Below are 18,403 nucleotides of genomic sequence, written 5' to 3' on the forward strand. Positions count from 1 at the left end.
TCCTTTCGAGGGCTGTCATGAATCATCCCAAGCACATCGATCCGCGTCTCGATCCGACGCGCGTGATCCGCGCGCCGCGCGGCAGCGAGAAAACCTGCAAGACCTGGCTCGCCGAGGCGGCGTACCGATGTGCGTCGGCTTGCGTCGCCGGATCGCGTCGTCGCGCGTCGATCGCGCCGCGGCTGCGAAATTGCCGCCCCCGAATCGGCCACCGACAATCGGCCATCCGATCCTGGCGATCGGAACAGTCCTCCGCCGAGGCGTGCCGCGTGCGGCCGCCGGGCGGACATACGTGCTCTCGGAGGTGTTGGGTGATTCGGTATCTGAAGAAAAGCAAGCCGGTGGAAGTGCAGGCGGCGATCGCGGAGCAGGTCCGCGCGACCGTGGAGAAGATCATCGCCGAGGTAGGCGCGCGCGGCGACGAGGCGGTTCGTCAGTATTCCAGACAATTCGACGACTGGGAGCCTGCCGCGTTCCGCCTGAGCGACGAGCAGATCCAGGCCTGCGTGGCCTCGCTGTCGGCGCGCGAGATCGAGGACATCCGCTTCGCGCAGGCCCAGGTGCGCCGCTTCGCCGAGGTGCAGCGCTCGGCCTTGCGCGACGTCGAGGTGGAGACCCTGCCGGGCGTGGTGCTGGGCCACCGGAACATCCCGGTCAATTCGGTGGGCTGCTATATCCCGGGCGGCAAGTATCCGCTGCTGGCCTCGGCCCACATGAGCGTGCTGACCGCCAAGGTGGCCGGCGTCAAGCGCGTGGCGGCGGTGGCGCCGCCGTTCGGCGGCAAGCCGCATCCGGCCATCGTGACGGCCATGCACCTGGCCGGCGCCGACGAGATCTACTGCGCCGGCGGCGTGCAGGCGATCGCCGCGCTCGCGCTGGGCACGGAGCAGTTCGCGCCGGTCGACATGATCGTCGGGCCGGGCAATGCCTATGTGGCCGAGGCCAAGCGGCAGTTGTTCGGCAGGATCGGCATCGACCTGATCGCGGGGCCGACCGAGACGCTGGTGATCGCCGACGATTCCTCCGACGTGGAGATCGTCGCCGCCGACCTGCTCGGCCAGGCCGAGCACGGCGTGAATTCGCCCACCGTGTTCCTCACCAACTCGCAGCGCCTGGCCGAGGACCTGCCGGCCGAAATCGAGCGCCAGCTCGCGCGGCTGCCGACCGCGCCGGTGGCGTCGGTGGCCTGGCGCGACTACGGCGAGATCGTGCTGTGCGACACCCTCGACGAGATGGTCGAGGAAGCCGATCGCATCGCCTCCGAGCACGTGCAGGTGATGACGCGCGACCCGCTGTACTTCCTGCAGCACATGAGCAACTACGGGGCGCTGTTCCTCGGCGATCGCACCAACGTGTCCTATGGCGACAAGGTGATCGGCACCAACCACACGCTGCCGACCATGAAGTCGGCGCGCTACACGGGCGGCCTGTGGGTGGGCAAGTTCATCAAGACCTGCACCTACCAGCGGGTCCTGACCGACGAGGCTTCGGTGCTGATCGGCGAGTACTGCTCGCGGCTTTGCGCGATGGAGGGATTCGCCGGCCACCAGGAGCAGGCCGACATCCGCGTGCGCCGGTTCGGCAAGGCCGCCGGCTGAAGCCGGCCGGCACCAGGCGTCGAGCGCAAGGCACCCGCGAGGGTGCCTTTTCGTTTGGCGCGCCCGGCATGGCGGGCACGCTTCGCATCGACGCCGGGGCAGCGGCGCGAGGTGCGGCGCCGGGCACCCGCGTTCGAACTCAGCCGGGCGTGACGACGCGCGAGGACGCCGCCACCAGGAGCAGCAGGGCCGCCACGATCGCGAACGCGGCCGGCAGGCCCGCCGTTTGCGCGATCGAGCCGAGGATCGCCGGGCCGGCCAGCATGCCGGCATAACCCAGGGTAGCCGCCACCGGCATCGCCAGCTCGACCGGCATGCGCGTCTGACGCGAGATCTGCAGGAACAGCAGCGGCACCAGGTTCGCCAGGCCCAGCCCGAGCGTGGCGAACAGCAGCATCAGCACCAGCCAGTGGTCCAGCCAGACCAGCGCGACCAGGCTGGCCCCCGCCGCCAGCGAGCCCGCCAGCAGGATCCGCCGGGCGCCGACGGCGCCGGCGAGGCGATCGCCGCCCAGGCGGCCGACGGCCATCGCCGCGGCGAACGCGGCGTAGCCGTAACCCGCGTGCGCGGGGCTGAAGGCCTTGCGCGTGGTGAGGAACACGCCGCTCCAGTCGAGCACCGCGCCCTCGGCGAGAAAGATCACGAAGCAGAGCACGCCGATCCAGACCACCGCCCGCGTCGGCAGGCGCCACGCGGCGCGCTCGCCCGACGCGATCCTGCCGATGAAGTGTCGGCCGGCCAGCAGCCACAGCACGAGCATCACCGCGGCCACGCAGGCGACGGCGCCCGGCGGCGGGACCCGCAGCGACAGCAGGCTGCTGACGCCGGCCGAGCCGGCGATCGCGCCGATGCTGAACCAGGCATGGAAGCCGGACATCAGCGGCGCCGCGTGCAGGCGCTGCACGGCGGCGGCCTGCAGGTTCATGGCCGATTCGAGGGTGCCGATCCCGCAGCCGAACAGGAACAGGCTCAGCGACAGCATCCGCGCGTCGTCGGTCGAGGCCAGCGCGAACAGGCAGGCGCAGGCGAGCGGGCCGAAGCCCAGGTTGATGAAGCGGCAGCCCAGGCGGCTCGCGGCCGCGCTGCCGAGCGGCATGGCGATCAGGCTGCCGATCCCGAACCACAGCAGGGCCAGCCCGAAGGCGCTGTCGTCCAGCCCGATGCGCGACTTCGCCAGCGCGGCGAGCGGGGCCCAGGAGGACAGCATGAAGCCGAAGGAAAAGAACCCGGCTCGGGTCGAGAAACGCTGCCAGGCGGCAGCGGTGGGGGAAGGGGCGAGGGTGCAACGGCTCATCGGCGTGGCGCGGCTCCTGGGGGAAGGTCGGGGAAAAACACGCGCGCCGCGCCGCCGCGATGGCGGCCGCGCGGCGCGCGAGGATGGCGGCGCTCGGCTCAGATCCGCAGTTCGACCCGGCGGCCGAGCAGGTAGCGGATCACCAGGTAGTAGGCCAGGCCGAGGCCGAGCCAGACCAGGCCCATCCTCAGCGTCGCCGCGCGCATCGCGACCATCAGCGCGACGATCACGGCGCAGCCGACGGCGGGCAGGATCAGGTGGTTCCAGAGGTCGCGCGACTTCTGCCGGATGCGGAAATAGCCGATCACCGACAGGTTGACCAGGATGAAGGCGGAGAACGCGCCGAAGTTCTGGAACAGGGCGAGGTCGTCGAGCCGGTCCTGGAAGGCCAGCGCGATCACCAGCGAGACGGTCGCGACGAACAGGTTCGCCACATAGGGCTGCCGCGACTTGCGCGACAGGCGCGAGAACACCTTGGGAAGCTGGCGGTCGCGGCCCATCGCGAAGATGATTCGCGCGATCGCCATCTGGCAGACGATGGTGCAGGGCACGCCGAAGGCCACCGCGGTGCTGATCGAGGTCAGCGCGAACAGCCAGTGGCCGCCGGCATAGGCGGAGATGTCGTAGAAGGCGCTGTCGGGCGAGAGCAGCCGCGCGCCCGGCGCCAGGTCGGCGGCGATCCAGGTCTGCAGCACGAACAGCACGGCGGTGATCACCAGCGTGGCCATGCCGGCGAAACTGGCCAGGTGGCGCTGCCGGCTCTTCACTTCCTCGCCGAGCGTGGTGATCGCGTCGAAGCCGAGGAAGTTGGTCGAGCCGATCAGGATGCCGGTGCCCAGCCCCGCCCAGGTGAAGCTGCGCACATCGAACAGCGAGCCGAGCGTCAGCGCGCCGTGGCCCTTGCCGCCGACATACAGGGCGAACAGGCCGACCCCGACGAAGGCGGCCAGCACCACCAGCATCACGACCAGGAAGGCCTGGTTGACCTTGGCCGTCACCGACACGCCGACCAGGTTCAGCACCGTGCCGAGCCCGACGAAGCCGAGGATCCACAGCGAGCGCGGGATCTCCGGCACCAGGCTGTTCATCGCCACCGCGCTGACCACCGCCAGCAGGCCCGGCGCGATGATGTAGTCGAGGAACACCAGCCAGCCCGCCAGGAAGCCGGCGAGATCGCCGATGCCGTTCTGCGCGTAGGTATAGGCCGATCCGGCGACGGGGAACTGCTTGCTCAGCACCTGGTAGCTGCGCGCGGTGAACATCATCGCGACCACGCTGACCAGGTAGACCAGCGGCACCATGCCGTGGCTGACGTTGGCGATGATGCCGTAGAGCGCGAACGGCGCGATCGGCAGCATGTAGACCATGCCGTAGATGACCAGGTCGAGCACGCTGAGTTCGCGCCTGAGGTTCAGGGGCGCGTCCGGCTCGCCGGCCGGCGCGATCGACCGCTCGGGGAAGGATTGGCGGGAAAGATCGTTTGCCATGACGGACATCCTTTGACTTCGAGAGACGGAAGGGCATGAGCCGGGCGTTGCCGGATGGCGAGCATCCATCGTCGGCAGATCCGGCATCAGCGTGACTTATACGTATAAGTCAAATGCTCGATGGACGTATTCCCGGTGTCAATAGTCGGGCGGCACGCGTATACCCGTAGCGGCGAGCGTCCTGCGTCTTCCCGCGCCACGGGCGGGGCCGCGGCGCGCGCGGGCTGGCGCGCCCGGTGGCGGCGCTGACGCAGGCGGCGCGCGCGATTGCGCCGTCGCGCGAGCGGCCGGGGCGGTATCGCGTCGAGGCGCGTCATCTCGCGTCGGGGCGGCGGAAGCCGCGTTCCAGTGGGCGCGCCGGCCGGCGATCGTTGCGTGGCCCGGCCGCGCTGTCGTCCTCGTGCGATGGGTGCAGACGGGGGCGGGCGAGCCTTGACTCGGCTCGCCGCGGCCGGTCTGTATCTGTGAGGGCGTGCCGATCGCGAAATATCATTTTTTGCGGAAGTGCCGCCGGGATTCCGGGCATGAGCTTTCGGCGGGATGCCCGGCGGTCTCCTTCCCGATCGACCTTGCCACCGAAAGAGACTCCCCCTCATGAATCCACTCGAAGCCCCCGTCGATGACGGCGTCGACCTGCAGCACCAGCAATTCGCCTGGCAGGCCTTGACGACGCATTTCGGCGGGATGCTGCCCGAACACCTGGCGTCGTCGCGACGACAGTTCCCCCATCACACGCGGCCCGAGCTGCAGCGAGCCTTGCTGCGCCTGCTGGCGCCGTTCGCGCCGCGCCTGCTCGGGTTGAACCAGGATCACCCGACCATTCCGCTGAAGTTTCCCAGCCTGTTCAAGCGGGGCGCGGGCGCGTTCTCGCACGCGATTTCGCTGGCGCCCGTCCAGTCCCAGGAGGTCGAGGTTGGCGACGAGGAGATCGTGGCCGTCTTCGACAATGCCTTGTGGCTGGTGACGGACGGCGGCCAGCTCAAGGCGGCGGTGCTGTTCGAGCAGCACATCCAGACGCGCGTCAGGCAGGTCGCCAGCGTGGAGATCGTCCACCTGCCCAGCGCCGCCGGCAACGACTTCGCCCGGCGCGCCTTCGCCGAACTCGAGCAGGCGGTGCGCGATTCCAGCCTGTATCGAGGCAAGGTGCTTTCGCTGGAGGACAGCGAAGCCTATTCGGGAAAGCCGGGTGGGCTGATGGTGCATCGTCTGCCGCCGGTGGCGCGCGAGGACTTGATCCTGCCCGCCGCGACCATGAAGTTGCTGGAGCGCAATATCTTCGACTTCGCGCACAGTCGCGGCGCCTTGAAGGCGCTGCACCAGTCGCTGCAGAAAGGCATCCTGCTGTACGGCCCGCCCGGCACCGGCAAGACCCACACGATCCGCTACCTCGCCAGCAACCTGCCTGGACATACCACCCTGCTGATCAGCGCCGACCAGGTCACGCAGCTGGACCGCTACATGTCGCTGGCCAGGCTGCTGCAGCCGTGCATGGTGGTGATCGAGGATGTCGACCTGGTCGGGCGCGATCGCGAGGAGATGCGCGGGCCGAAGGAGGAAAGCCTGTTGAATCGCCTGCTCAACGAGATGGACGGCCTGCAGCCCGACGCGGAGATCCTCTTCGTCCTCACCACCAACCGGCCGGAGGCCATCGAGGGCGCGTTGTCGGCGCGGCCGGGGCGGATCGACCAGGCCATCGAGATCGCCCTGCCGGATGCGGAGTGCCGGGCCCGGCTGCTGCGGCTCTATGGGGCCCGGATGCGCGTGCCCGGCGAGGTGATCGACCACGCGGTGAGCCGGACCGAGGGCGTGAGCTCGGCCTTCGTCAAGGAGCTGGTGCGCAGGCTGGCGCAGGAAAGCATCGTGCGCGGCACGCCGGGCGAGGTCCGCATGGCCGATCTCGAAAGCGTGCTGCACGACATGCTGCAGCCGGGCAACGAACTGAGCCAGGCGCTGCTCGGGGCGCGCCCCAGGCAGGCGCCGCGGGAAGTCCGCCACGTCGGCAACCCGTGCTTCTGATCGTTGCGGCCGGCGCCTGATCCTGGCGCGCCGGGGCGAGACCGTCGTGAATCCGGCGTGCCTTCCACACGCCGGATTTTTTGTTTGCCGAGGCGGGTTTGCCTCGACGCATCCGGTGCGTCGAACTGCGTCCGCAATCCGGCGCCTGCGAAATTGAGCCTGAAATATTGGGCTCCAATACTGCGACGCAAGTGAGGCGGCGCTCTGCCTGTTCCGAGTCGAAAGATCGGACGAAATACATCGCAGAACGAATCAATATCGCCTCCCGATATCAATCTCATCGGGGTGGATCCATGAAACGTCAAATCATCTGCTTGATCGCGACCAGCATCGCGGCCTACGCGACCGGGGCCCGGGCGCAGAGCTCGGTGACGCTCTACGGCATCGTCGACACGGGCATCGCCTACATCCACAACAGCGGCGGCCAGGCTTCGCAGTGGCGGCTCAGCTCGAGCAACCTGTCGGGCAACCAGTGGGGCGTGAAGGGCGTCGAGGATCTGGGCGGCGGCATCACGGCCAACTTCCAGCTCGAGAACGGCTTCGATCTCGGATCGGGCCAGTTCGCCAGCAATGGCCGCGAATTCAGCCGCCAGGCCTTCGCCGGCCTGGCGAGCCCGAGCTGGGGCGCGGTGACGCTCGGCCGCCAATACGATCCGATCACGGATCTCCTGCAGCCGCTCACCGCCGACAACTACAGCGGCCTGTTCGCGCCGCCCGGCGACATCGACAACTTCGACGACAGCGTGCGCTTCAACAACGCGGTGAAGTGGACCAGCCCATCGTGGGGCGGCATCGTGGTCGAGGGCATGCTTGCGCTCGGCGGGGTGGCCGGCGCGAGCGGCTCCGGGCAGACCTGGTCGGCCGCGGTGGCCTACAACGGCGCGGCGCTGAGCGTGGCCGGCGGCTTCCTGCATGTCGACAACGGCAATCCCGCGCGTTCGGCGCGCGGCACCACCAGCGCGGACAGCTTCTTCAACAGCGCGGTGAACGCGGCCTACGCCTCGGCGCGCTCGATCAATATCGCGCGCGTCGGCGGCCAGTACGTGTTCGGCGCGCTCACGGCGGGGGCGGCGTTTTCCTACACCAGCTACGGCGCGGACGCGGCCTCGCAGTTCCAGGCCACCCAGCACTTCAGCAACGGCTCGCTGTTCGCGAGCTGGATGATCACGCCGGCCTTCGAACTGGTGGGCGGCTACAACTACACGAAATCCGGCGGCGACTCGTCGGCCACCTACCACCAGGCCAATCTCGGCATCGACTACCTGCTCAGCAAGCGCACCGACCTGTACCTGAGCGCCGCCTACCAGCACGCCAGCGGCAGCAACGGCGCGGGCGCGGCGCAGGCGGTGATCGGCTCGTACGACGTCGATGCCGGCAAGTCCTCGCAGATCCTGGCGGTCGCCGGGATCCGCCACAAGTTCTGAACGCCGCCGGGCAGGCCGCGGGTAAACAGGTAATTCGACAGGATTGACGCGAGGTTTTTGAGCATCCAACATGAAGCTTATACGTATAAGACGAAATAAGCCCAATGCCTGGATCGCGTCGCAATGGAGGCGAGCGTTCGCCACTTTCACTGCCCCGTTCGCCGGATGACGGCCGGAGCGCATGTCGTTGGAGGTTCTCATGGATGATCAGGTATTGCGGTACGCGGCGCGGCGGGACGAAGACCTGCTGGAGCAGTTCGGCTACAAGCAGGAGCTCTCGCGCGGCATGTCGGCGTTCGGTAATTTCGCGATGTCCTTCATGGCCATCGGGCTGTTCTGGGCGCTCGGCGCGAACATGCAGCAGGGCCTGGGCACGGCGGGGGCCTTCGGCATCACCGTGACCTGGCTGATCGGCGGCGGCCTGGCCTATGCCACCGCGGCCTCGCTGGGCGAGATCAGTTCCGCGATCCCGACCGCCGGCGGCCTCTACCACTGGTCCTCGGTGCTGGGCGGGCGCGGCTGGGGCTGGGCCACGGCCTGGATCAACCTGATCAGCTACGTGTTCTCGGTGGGCGGCACGGCGGTGGCCTTCTACCTGCTGTTCAACCAGCTGATCCTGAACGGCATGCTGCACATCGACACCTCGCATTGGGGTTACGCGCAGCAGGTGCTCGGCGTGACGCTGATCGTGGGCGGCTGGGCGGCGCTCAATCACTTCGGCGTGAAGACCCTGGCCTGGTGCGTGATGGTGGGCGCCTACGTGACCTTCGCCGGCGCCGTCGCGCTGGTGGTGGTGATGCTCTGCAACCTGCACCTGGCCAATCTCGCGCATCTGTTCAGCTTCACCAACAACACCGGCGACGCGGGCGGCGGGGTGGTGCCGCATACCGGCAACCTGCTGCTGAGCTTCGGTTACGCGCTGCTGCTGCCGATGTGGATCGTGACCAGCTACGACGCGGCCGCGCACGTATCCGAGGAAACCGTCGACGCGAGCCGCGCGGTGCCCAGGGCGATGCGCAATTCGGTGATCCTCTCGGTGGTGCTGGGCGGCGTGCTGCTGGTGCTGTTCTACCTGGCGATGAACGATCCGGCCGCGATCGCGAAGAAGGGCGGCGACGGTTTCGCGCTGCTGTTCGAGCAGGTCCGGGCGCCGCGCCTGCTGAAGGACGCGATCGTGCTGTCGCTGACGGTGTCCGCCTATATCTGCGGGGCCAGCGCGCTGACCGGCCTGTCTCGCGCGATCTACTCGTTCGCCCGGGACCGCGGCCTGCCGCTCGTCTTCAGCCGCGTGTCGGCGCGCTACGCCACGCCGGTGGTGGGGATCTGGGCCGGCGCGTTCGCCGGGATCGCGGTGACGCTGTATTCCTCGGCCTTCAATGCACTGGTGGCCGGCACCGCGCTGTTCTACCAGCTCGCCTACGGGATGGCGATCGGCGCGGCGATGTTCGCGCGCAACCGGCACTACGGGCCCTATCGCCTGGGCGTGCTGTCCAGGCCGTACGGCGCGGTGGCGATCGTGGGCGGCATCTTCATCATCTGGGTCGGGCTGCAGCCGCCGACCGACATCCTGATCCATTACTTCATCGGCTTCTTCGTGCTGATGGTGCTGGCCTGGTTCGGTTTCGAACGGCGCCGCTTCCCCGGGCCGCCGGTCACCAGCGCGACGCTGCGCGCGGGCGGGGATGCCGGGCAGGTCCACCGGGTCGGCGAGGCCATGCGCGAATCGCGCTGATCCACCCGCCGTCGGGGCCTGGCCGCGACGGCGACAATCCACGGGAGACGAATATCAGATGGTCGACTACATCATCGTGGGCGGCGGCTCGACGGGCTGCGTGATCGCCTCGCGGCTGAGCGAGGACGAGGGCGTGAGCGTGGTCCTGCTCGAGGAGGGCCCGCCCGATCGCAGCCCTTACATCCATATTCCGGGGGCCTATTACAAGACCGCGCAGGGCCCGCTGCTCAAGCGCATTCCCTGGATCCCGACGGACGAGCAGCATCGCGAGGAACCGCCGACCATGGTGCAGGCGAGCGTGCTCGGCGGCGGCAGCTCGGTCAACGCGATGATCTACATCCGCGGCGTGCCGGCCGACTACGACGGCTGGCGCGATGCCGGCGCGACCGGCTGGGCCCATGCCGACGTGCTGCCGTATTTCCTGCGCGCCGAGGACAACGAGCGCTTCTGCAATGCGCAGCACGGCACCGGCGGGCCGCTCGGCGTATCCGACATCGGCCACATCCACCCGCTCAGCAAGGCCTGGCTGCGGGCCTGCCAGCAGGCGGGGCTGCCCTACAACGAGGACTTCAACTCGGGCGACCCGGCCGGCTGCGGGCTCTACCAGATCACCGCGCGCAACGGCCGGCGCAGCAGCGCGGCCAGCGCCTACCTGCGGCCGGCCCGGCATCGCCGCAACCTGAGCGTGCGCACCGGCGTGCGCGTCACGTGGATCATCGTCGAGCAGGGCCGCGCGGTCGGCGTCGGGTTCGTCGAGAACGGGCGGGAGGGCGAGCTGCGCGCGCGGCGCGAGGTGATCGTCAGCGCCGGCGCGCTCAATTCGCCGAAGCTGCTGATGCTGTCGGGCATCGGCCCGGCGCAGGCGCTCGAACGGCACGGCATCGCGGTCCAGGCCGACCTGCCCGGCGTCGGCCGCAACCTGCAGGATCACATCGAGATCTCGCTGGTGTACCAGCTGAAGGGCCCGGACAGCTACGACAAGTACAAGCGGCTGCGCTGGCGGGCGCTGGCCGGGCTGCAATACGCGCTGTTCCGCGGCGGCCCGGCCGCCTCCAACCTGATCGAGGGCGGCGCCTTCTGGTGGGGGCAGCCCGACGAGCCGAGCCCCGACATCCAGTACTTCATGGTGGTGGGCGCGGGGATCGAGGAGGGCGTCAACGGCGTGCCCGGCGGCAACGGCTGCACCGTCAACCTGGGGCAGATCCGCCCGAGGTCGCGCGGCACCGTCGAGCTCGCCAGCGCCGATCCGCTGGAGCCGCCGCGCGTGTCGCCCAGGTACTTCAGCGATCCCTACGATCTCGACGCGGTGGCCGCCGGCTGCCTGAAGGCGATGGAGATCATGGAGCAGCCGGCCATGCGCCGCTACGTCGAGCGGCGCATCGTGCCGTTCGAGTCGGTGCTCGACCGGCAGGAAATCCGCCGCTTCTGCCAGCAGAAAGCCCACGCCGCGCTGCATCCGGCCGGCACCTGCCGGATCGGCGTCGATCCGCTGGCGGTGGTCGATCCCGAGCTGCGGGTGAGGGGCGTGCAGGGCTTGCGGGTGGCCGATGCCTCGGTGATGCCGACCCTGATCTCGGGCAATCCGAACGCGGTCTGCATCATGATCGGCGAGAAGGCCAGCGACCTGATCCGCGGCATCGACGCGCCGGCCCGCCGCGAGGCGGGCACCGGCGAGGCGGCGGCCCGGCGGACGACGCCCGCGGGACGGCGCGTCGTGCCGGCCGCCTGACACGCAAGTTCACCGGGAGCAAACATGGAATGCAGGACGAACGCGCTGATCCTTCACGCGACGGTCGCGAAGGGCGCCAACCTGGTGACCGATCTCGACATCATGAGAGCGGCCGGATTCGACGGCATCGAATTGTCCGGCCGCAAGGTCGAGGACTATCTGGAGGCCGGCCATTCGCGCGCGGAGCTGGCGCGGCTGTGTGCCGGCATCTGCGTGCCGGGGCTGGGCTTCCTGATGGACATCGAGCGACAGGGCGAGGCGGCCGGCGCGCTGTGGCGGCGCGCCGAGGAACTGTTCGAGCTGGCGGTCGCGACCGGCGCGGCCGGGGTGCAGGTGCTCACCGGCCCGGTCGACGTGCGGGCGGTGGCGGAATGGCGGCAGTCCGGCCGGACCTCGCGCTACGCCGGCCTGCTCGGCCTGCCGGAGCAGGAGCAGATCGCCGCCACCGCGCGCAATCTCGCCATGCTGGCCGACATGGCCCGGCAGGCCGGCTTGCTGCTGTACCTGGAGACGCTGTCCTGGACGCCGCTTTGCGGCCTGGACCGCTCGCTCGAGCTGATCGCGCGGGCAGGGCGCGACAACGTGAGGATCGTCGTCGATTATTGGCATTGCTACACGTCGGGCGTGACGCCCGAGGACGTGGCGCGGCTCGACAAGGCCCTGATCCACGGCGTCCACGTCTGCGACTCGCTGCGCTTCGACGGCGGCATTCCCGACGAAGTCGTGCTGCGCGACGTGCCCACCGGCGCCGGCGTGCTCGATCTCGTCGAATGGACCGACGCGGTGAAGGCGACCGGCTACCGGGGATGGTGGAGCTGCGAGCTGTTCTGCCGGCGGCAGCAGCAACAGAACGGGTTTCGCGTGGCGGCGGAATTGAAGGCATTGATGACTCGCCTGATCGAATCGCCGCGCGCGGCGCAGGCAGGCGCCGAGTCCCGGCCGCGATGAGCGGGGCGAGCCTTCGCGGCGGCTGGAATCCTTAGCTGAAATCCTTGGTTGTCCGCATCAAGTCCGGCTCCTAGCATGTGCCGACGACATCGCCGTGCCGCGCGCCCTGGCGCCCGGCACGGTTTCCTGTCGCCTGTTCATTCGAGGGACGAGCCGATGAGTCACGAGCCGGAAACACTGAAATTCGCCTACTGGGTGCCCAACGTCAGCGGCGGCCTGGTGGTCAGCAAGATCGAGCAGCGCACCAGCTGGGATATCGACTACAACCGCAAGCTCGCGCAACTGGCCGAGCGCAACGGCTTCGACTACGCGCTGTCGCAGATCCGCTTCACGGCCGGCTACGGCGCCGAGTACCAGCACGAATCGGTGGCGATCAGCCATGCGCTGCTGGCCGCCACCGAGCGCCTCAAGGTGATCGCCGCGATCCTGCCGGGCCCCTGGCATCCGGCGGTGGTGGCCAAGCAGCTCGCCACCATCGACCAGCTCACCGGCGGGCGCGTCGCGATCAACGTGGTCAGCGGCTGGTTCAAGGGCGAATTCACCGCGATCGGCGAGCCCTGGCTCGAACACGACGAGCGCTATCGCCGCTCCGAGGAATTCATCCGCGCCGTGCGTGGCGTCTGGACCGAGGACAACTTCACGTTCCGCGGTGACTTCTACCGCTTCCACGATTACACGCTCAAGCCCAAGCCGATCCAGCAGCCACATCCGGAGATCTTCCAGGGCGGCAACTCGGCGGCGGCGCGCAGGATGGCCGCCGCCGTCTCCGACTGGTACTTCATGAACGGCAACACGCTCGAGGGCCATCGCGCGCAGATCGAGGAGATCGGCGCGGCGGCGGCCGAGCAGGGGCGCCGCGTGCGCTTCGGGGTGAACGCCTTCGTGATCGCGCGCGATACCGAGGAGGAGGCGCGCGCGGTGCTCGACGAGATCGTCCGGCATGCCGACGTGGAGGCCGTCAACGCCTTCGGCCACGCCGTCAAGCAGGCCGGCAAGGCCGCGCCCGAGGGGCAGGGCATGTGGGCCAACTCGAAGTTCGAGGACCTGGTGCAGTACAACGACGGTTTCCGCACCAACCTGATCGGCACGCCCGAGCAGATCGCCGAGCGCATCGTGGCGCTGAAGTCGATCGGCGTCGACCTGGTGCTGGCCGGCTTCCTGCACTACCACGAGGAGGTCGAATATTTCGGCCAGCGCGTGCTGCCGCTGGTGCGCGAGCTGGAGCGCCGGCGCGAGGCGCAGCCGGCCTGAGCCCGCCGCCGGAAGCGCGGCGGCGGCGCCGATCGCCGGTACCGCCGCCGCGCTTCCCGGTTTGAAACGAAACGATCGTTTCAAACGTCATAATCGTGAAACCAAATCTCAGTGTTAATCAACTGATTAACATAACGAAATGAAGGCCGGCAGAATGCCGGTCGATCGACATAGTTCCCCTCGCGCCCTTCCCTGGCGCCCCGTCGCGTTCCCCGCAATTCCCTTTCTTCGACCAGAAACCACGGCTGGCGTGCCTTCTGGCGTAAAGTGCCGAATTCGGGAAATGGATTTCACATTCCGTTCGCGCGCAATTCGCATAAAACAAGGGTTAGATTTCCTAACACAGCGTAACTCGTTTCAAAAGTATTTTTTTGTAGAGGGCGCTGTGTCATGGAAAATCCAGTACAGTCGCGGTGCTGGCAATCCATAACAATGAATCGCGACGCAAACGGCGCTGTCGCCGGCCTGATCAGGGCGGCCGACGGCGGCTCGGGCGGCGCGGCGCATTGTGACCCGCGTGTGGCCGGTGGCATCGGCCGGCACGGTTCGCGAGGCTGGCTTCGCGAACGAGGTCGGGGCTTCGTGTGTCCGGCTTGTTGCGGCATGCGGATGCTGGCTACCCTTTTTTCATCCGGCGGTTTTGAGAGGAATCGCCGGAGGGAACCCGGATCGGGCGCCGTTCAGATGCGGCCGGCGGGTCCCGAAGCGCCTCGTGAGAGTGGGGCGTGGTGGTGGGCGCATCGATGTCCGGCGCAATAGACCGGCCACGACGGCGTCGAGACCTGTCGCGAGGTCGGCCGTAGCCGTGCGGCACGATCGGTGGAAGCGGGCAGGGGAAGATCGGCAGGACCCGGCGCCGGCAGGTGCCGCCGCGATGCCTTGGTCGATTCATCGATCCGGCGAGGACGCGCCTGGGCTGCACAACAACATATTCCGAGGAACACGAATTGGTCGAGATATTTGGCAAGCTAGGGAAAATCATATCCAGCACCGGTACCGAGCGCTTCACCTCGGATCTGCACGCCTTGCTCGTCGGATCCGTGAAGGTCGCCTCTACCAAGATCACCGCGTGGTCGGTCAACGAGAGCAAGGGCGAAATCGTCGGGGTGCACCTGCTCGGCGCCTTCGCCTCGCATGACCAGGACATCCGCACCACCATCCTCAAGGACGAGCTGGAGCGCGGCATCGCGCGCGATCCGCTGTCGATGAAGATCCTCGCGGCGTCCGACACGCAGCTGATCCACATGAACGCGCCGCGCCACTGCGAGTCGAGCAGCGGTTTCGAGGCCATGCCCTCGTGTCGCTACGACCGCGGCTTCCAGTGCCACCTGGTCTCGCGCAAGGCGAACCGGCGCTACGTGATCTCGCTGTATCGCCCCGACCAGTCCTACGACTTCACCCTGCAGGAAATGTCCTTCCTCAAGAGCTGCGCGGAGATGCTGCTGCCGCTGGTGGAGATGCACGCCTCGCACCGCCGCTACGCGGCCAGCGCGCGCCCGGTGGCCGACGAGCGCGAGTCCAGCGAGAAGACGCGCAACGAATCGCTGCGCAGCGAGTTCGAGCATCGCCTGTCGAGCGCGGCCGTGGTGCTGTCCGACCGCGAGATCGAGGTCTGCGTCGGCCTGCTGACCGGCAGCACCTTCCGCGAGATGGCCGAGACGCTCGGCGTCAAGCACAGCACGGTGGAAACCTATATCAAGCGCGCCGCGACCAAGCTCGGTTTCAAGGGGCGCCACGGGCTGGTCAAGTGGGTGCTCGAGGAAGCCTGAGGCGGGCCGGCGGCGCGATGCAACAGCAAGGCGGGATGGCGGCACGGTAGGACAAGCGGCAGGATGGGCGGCAGGATGGGCGGCGCGAGGGCGGCAGGTGCCGATCGACGCCGCGGGCTCGATGCTCGCGCGCGTCGACGACAACGTTTGCGCGCCTGCGGGCGCGGCGATTCACATCATCGAGAGAGAAGGGCCATGCAGCAGGAATTCGAGGAAACCAGCACGCGCGATGCGCGCGATATCGTCTCGATGCTCTGGTATCGCGCGGACGGCTCGCGCCTGGACGGCGGCCGTCTGGTGCCGACGGTGATCGTCAGCGCCGGGCTGGAAGCCTCGCACGAGGCGGCGCTCGCCGAGCCGGACGCGGTCGAGGCGGGCTGAGGCCGGAGCAAGGGGAAGGGAGGGGAGGGAAGGGCGAGGCAAGGAGTCGGCGCAGCGCCGGCCGGGCGCCGTGACAGGCGGCCGATCGAGTCGAGCGTTGCTTGCCGGGCAACGTTTCGTTCATCTTGTTGCTGTTGTGCATCGGGCGGCTTGCTGGGACGATGTGATCCATCGCGACATCACGAATCGTCCCCACCCGCGCATCGTCCGGCCCGCAGTCGCGCGAGCCCAGCGCACCTGCCAACGGAATTCATCATGCTCCTGCACCTGTCGACCTGGGCCGAAATCGAGGCCTACCTGAAGCGCAGCCGCACCATCGTGGTGCCGATCGGCTCGAACGAGCAGCACGGCCCCACCGGCCTGCTGGGCACCGACTGGCTGTGCCCCGAGATCATCGCCGTCGAGGCGCAGAAGTCGGCCGACATCCTGGTCGCGCCGACCTTCAACATCGGCATGGCGCAGCACCACCTGGGCTTTCCCGGCACCATCTCGCTGCGCCCGAGCACCTTCATCGCGGCGATCTGCGACTGGGTCAATTCGCTGGCCGTGCACGGCTTCGAGAAGATCCTGTTCCTCAACGGCCATGGCGGCAACATCGCCTCGATCGAGGCCGCGTTCTCGGAGATCTACGCGCAGGCCAGCTTCGCGCGCCGGCGCTGCGGTTTCGCGCTGAAGCTGAAGAACTGGTGGGACCTGGAAGGCGTGACCGAGATCGCCAACCGCCAGTTCCCGACCGGCCATGGCGTGCATGCCACGCCCTCCGAGATCGCCGTCACGCAATGGGCGCTGCCGCATACCATCAAGGATGCCGACTACGCGCCCGAGATCGCGCCGATGGGGCCGATCCGCGAGGCGCTCGAGTTCCGCGCGCGCTTCCCCGACGGCCGGATGGGCTCGCATCCGAAGCAGGCCTCGCAGGAAAAGGGCGGTGAGCTGGTGCGCCAGGCCGCGATCGGCCTGGCCGCCGAGGTCGAGGCGTTCAGCGCGGAGGTGGTGCCCGGCTGAGCGGTGATTCGTCGAGCGTGATTCGATGCGGCGCGCGCCACCGGCGAGGTGGCGCGCGCCGTTTTGCATGGCGGGCGCGGCGCGGGCTGCGGGCCTTGCGGATCGGCCGCGCGATGCGATCGCGATGGGTTCGTGACGGGGCGGCAAGCTGCCGGCGAGCAGGCTCGCGGCCCGGTTCGCAATCCGGGCCGAAATCGATCTTGCAATCGATCTCGCAAACGGCTGCGCGAGTCGAATCAGCGCGTGGCCGCGAGGGCGTCGGCCCGCGCGAAGGCCGGCCCGCCCGGACGCACGCGCATGCCGGCACGCAGCCGGCGCCACGGCAGGTCGCCCGGATCGGCCGCCATCGGCCCCGGCGCCTTGGCCACCAGCGTCGCGTGCGCGATCGACTCGAAGTCGGCGCGGAAATGCACCGAGCTCTTCACCACCAGGATCGCGCGCCGCTCGGGATCGATGCCCGCGCAACGAAACTGGTTGCGCTCGAACATCTGCATCTTGGTCGCGCTCACCGCGATCTCCACGCCCTCGATGCGCAGGCAGGCGACCGGGCCCAGCTCGCCGTCCATGCCGTTCATCATCGGCCCGTCGAAGCGAAAGCGGCCGTCGGACAGATGGGCGACCTCGAAGCGGGCTGTCAAAGGAGCATGAGCGGCGGGAGCGTCGCGTCCCTGGCTGCCGCCCAGCGCCAGCTCGATGCTTGCACCCACACCGGCCCGATGCGCGAGCCGCACGGCTTGCGGGTCCCAGATCATGCCCACCGCCGCCTCGCGCGCGCCATTGCGCAGCAGCGCGCGAACCAGTTCCATGGTGTTCGCGTCGCCGCCCGCGCCGGGGTTGTCCTGCGTGTCGGCGATGATCACCGGCCGGGTGGCGCCGACGCTCGCGTGCAGGGCCGCGCGCACCGCCTGGTCGGGGCTCAGGAAATCGACGCGCCAGCTCGACTCGTCGGCGACCAGCGCGCGCGACAGGGCATCGATGCGCCGCTCGATCGGGTCGGCGTCGATGCCGTAGCCCCACAGCATCGGCCCGCATTCGGGAAAGTCGGCGGCCGGGAAGCCGGGCGCGAAGGACAGCGACAGCAGCCGTTCGTCGTCGTGCTCGAGCCGCGCGAGTTCCTGGTAGAGCGCGCGGGCCGGATCGAAGCGCGTGCACATCGCGTTGACGGGAATCAGGAAGGGCAGGCCGCGCGCCACGCAAACCGGCTTCGCGGGCGAGGCGGCCAGGCGCTCCAGCAGGTGCAGCGCGCGTTCGCCGGTCTCGGCCATGTCGACGTGCGGGTAGCTGCGGTAGGCGACCAGCAGGTCGGCGTCGCGCAGCATGCGCGCCGTCACGTTGGCGTGCAGGTCGAGCGAGGCGATGACCGGCACGCCCGCGCCCAGCTCGCGCCGGATCCGCTCCAGCAGTTCGCCCTCGCCGTCGTCGACATGCTCGGCCACCATCGCGCCGTGCAGGTCCAGGTAGATCGCCTCGAAACCGCCGGCGCGCACCGCGTCGAGGATCTCGCCGGCGATGCGCTCGTAGGCCTCGCGCGTGACGTGCGCGGAAGGGCTCGCGCCGGCCCAGATCACCGGCAGCAGCGCGTGGCCGCGCGCCTCGGCGGCGCGGATGAAGCCGCCGGCGGGGATGTTCACCTCGCGCAGCGCCAGCACCTCGGCGCCGCGGCGCAGCGCGGGAAAGCCCTCGCCGCGCACGAAGCTGTCGTAGTCGGCGCGGGTGGGCGCGAAGGTATTGGTCTCGTGCTGGAAACCGGCAATCAGGATCTTCATCGT

At 68.9% G+C, this 18,403-nt stretch carries 14 protein-coding genes; 10 read left to right on the top strand and 4 right to left on the bottom strand.

The annotated features are described in order from the left end of the window. The coding region (locus F3J10_RS35980) for a hypothetical protein (RefSeq protein WP_205200307.1) at positions 1 to 218 on the bottom strand (218 nt) is incomplete at its 3' end. Between the two features lie 93 nt (positions 219 to 311). Here F3J10_RS35980 and hisD point away from each other — a divergent pair. Then, the gene (gene hisD / locus F3J10_RS16190; RefSeq protein WP_167242481.1) at positions 312 to 1,598 is read left to right on the top strand and encodes a histidinol dehydrogenase; all 1,287 of its coding nucleotides are present in this window, start codon (positions 312 to 314) and stop codon (positions 1,596 to 1,598) included. A gap of 139 nt (positions 1,599 to 1,737) precedes the next feature. On the opposite strand, the gene F3J10_RS16195 is transcribed toward hisD, so the two are convergent. Together F3J10_RS16195 and F3J10_RS16200 are read right to left on the bottom strand one after the other, a co-directional pair. Then, positions 1,738 to 2,892 (bottom strand): MFS transporter, encoded by a 1,155-nt coding sequence (locus F3J10_RS16195; RefSeq protein ID WP_167242470.1) that lies wholly within the window; start codon positions 2,890 to 2,892, stop codon positions 1,738 to 1,740. A 98-nt stretch (positions 2,893 to 2,990) separates the two neighbouring features. After that, positions 2,991 to 4,379 carry an APC family permease gene (locus F3J10_RS16200; protein ID WP_025099880.1) on the bottom strand — a complete coding sequence of 463 codons (1,389 nt, stop codon included), beginning with the start codon at positions 4,377 to 4,379 and terminating at the stop codon, positions 2,991 to 2,993. A 594-nt stretch (positions 4,380 to 4,973) separates the two neighbouring features. On the opposite strand from F3J10_RS16200, the gene F3J10_RS16205 reads away from it, so the two are divergent. The 9 genes from F3J10_RS16205 to F3J10_RS16245 all read left to right on the top strand — a co-directional run bounded on the left by F3J10_RS16205 (position 4,974) and on the right by F3J10_RS16245 (position 16,634). Further along, positions 4,974 to 6,395 carry an AAA family ATPase gene (locus F3J10_RS16205; RefSeq protein WP_167242471.1) on the top strand — a complete coding sequence of 474 codons (1,422 nt, stop codon included), beginning with the start codon at positions 4,974 to 4,976 and terminating at the stop codon, positions 6,393 to 6,395. 293 nt (positions 6,396 to 6,688) lie between these two features. Continuing rightward, positions 6,689 to 7,819 (top strand): porin, encoded by a 1,131-nt coding sequence (locus F3J10_RS16210; RefSeq protein WP_167242472.1) that lies wholly within the window; start codon positions 6,689 to 6,691, stop codon positions 7,817 to 7,819. Between the two features lie 199 nt (positions 7,820 to 8,018). Further along, on the top strand, positions 8,019 to 9,551 hold the full coding sequence (locus F3J10_RS16215) for an amino acid permease (protein ID WP_160638681.1): 1,533 nt from the start codon (positions 8,019 to 8,021) through the stop codon (positions 9,549 to 9,551). A gap of 58 nt (positions 9,552 to 9,609) precedes the next feature. Further along, the gene (locus F3J10_RS16220; RefSeq protein ID WP_167242473.1) at positions 9,610 to 11,280 is read left to right on the top strand and encodes a GMC family oxidoreductase N-terminal domain-containing protein; all 1,671 of its coding nucleotides are present in this window, start codon (positions 9,610 to 9,612) and stop codon (positions 11,278 to 11,280) included. Positions 11,281 to 11,304: 24 nt separating this feature from the next. After that, the gene (locus tag F3J10_RS16225) at positions 11,305 to 12,228 is read left to right on the top strand and encodes a sugar phosphate isomerase/epimerase family protein (protein WP_167242474.1); all 924 of its coding nucleotides are present in this window, start codon (positions 11,305 to 11,307) and stop codon (positions 12,226 to 12,228) included. A gap of 156 nt (positions 12,229 to 12,384) precedes the next feature. After that, positions 12,385 to 13,479, top strand: a complete 1,095-nt coding sequence (gene sfnG / locus F3J10_RS16230; RefSeq protein ID WP_013689691.1) for a dimethylsulfone monooxygenase SfnG — start codon at positions 12,385 to 12,387, stop codon at positions 13,477 to 13,479. Positions 13,480 to 14,426: 947 nt separating this feature from the next. Next, positions 14,427 to 15,248, top strand: coding sequence for a LuxR C-terminal-related transcriptional regulator (locus tag F3J10_RS16235; RefSeq protein WP_025099873.1), 822 nt, complete (start codon positions 14,427 to 14,429; stop codon positions 15,246 to 15,248). Positions 15,249 to 15,443: 195 nt separating this feature from the next. After that, positions 15,444 to 15,629 (top strand): hypothetical protein, encoded by a 186-nt coding sequence (locus tag F3J10_RS16240; protein ID WP_025099872.1) that lies wholly within the window; start codon positions 15,444 to 15,446, stop codon positions 15,627 to 15,629. Between the two features lie 255 nt (positions 15,630 to 15,884). Beyond that, positions 15,885 to 16,634, top strand: coding sequence for a creatininase family protein (locus F3J10_RS16245; RefSeq protein WP_025099871.1), 750 nt, complete (start codon positions 15,885 to 15,887; stop codon positions 16,632 to 16,634). A 236-nt stretch (positions 16,635 to 16,870) separates the two neighbouring features. Here F3J10_RS16245 and F3J10_RS16250 read toward each other — a convergent pair whose 3' ends face one another. Beyond that, a complete protein-coding gene (locus F3J10_RS16250) occupies positions 16,871 to 18,400 on the bottom strand; it encodes a M81 family metallopeptidase (protein ID WP_025099247.1) in 1,530 nt (509 codons plus the stop codon). Positions 18,401 to 18,403 lie beyond the last annotated feature (3 nt).

The organism is Burkholderia sp. Cy-637 (assembly GCF_011753175.1).
In the GTDB taxonomy this organism is placed as follows: domain Bacteria; phylum Pseudomonadota; class Gammaproteobacteria; order Burkholderiales; family Burkholderiaceae; genus Burkholderia; species Burkholderia gladioli.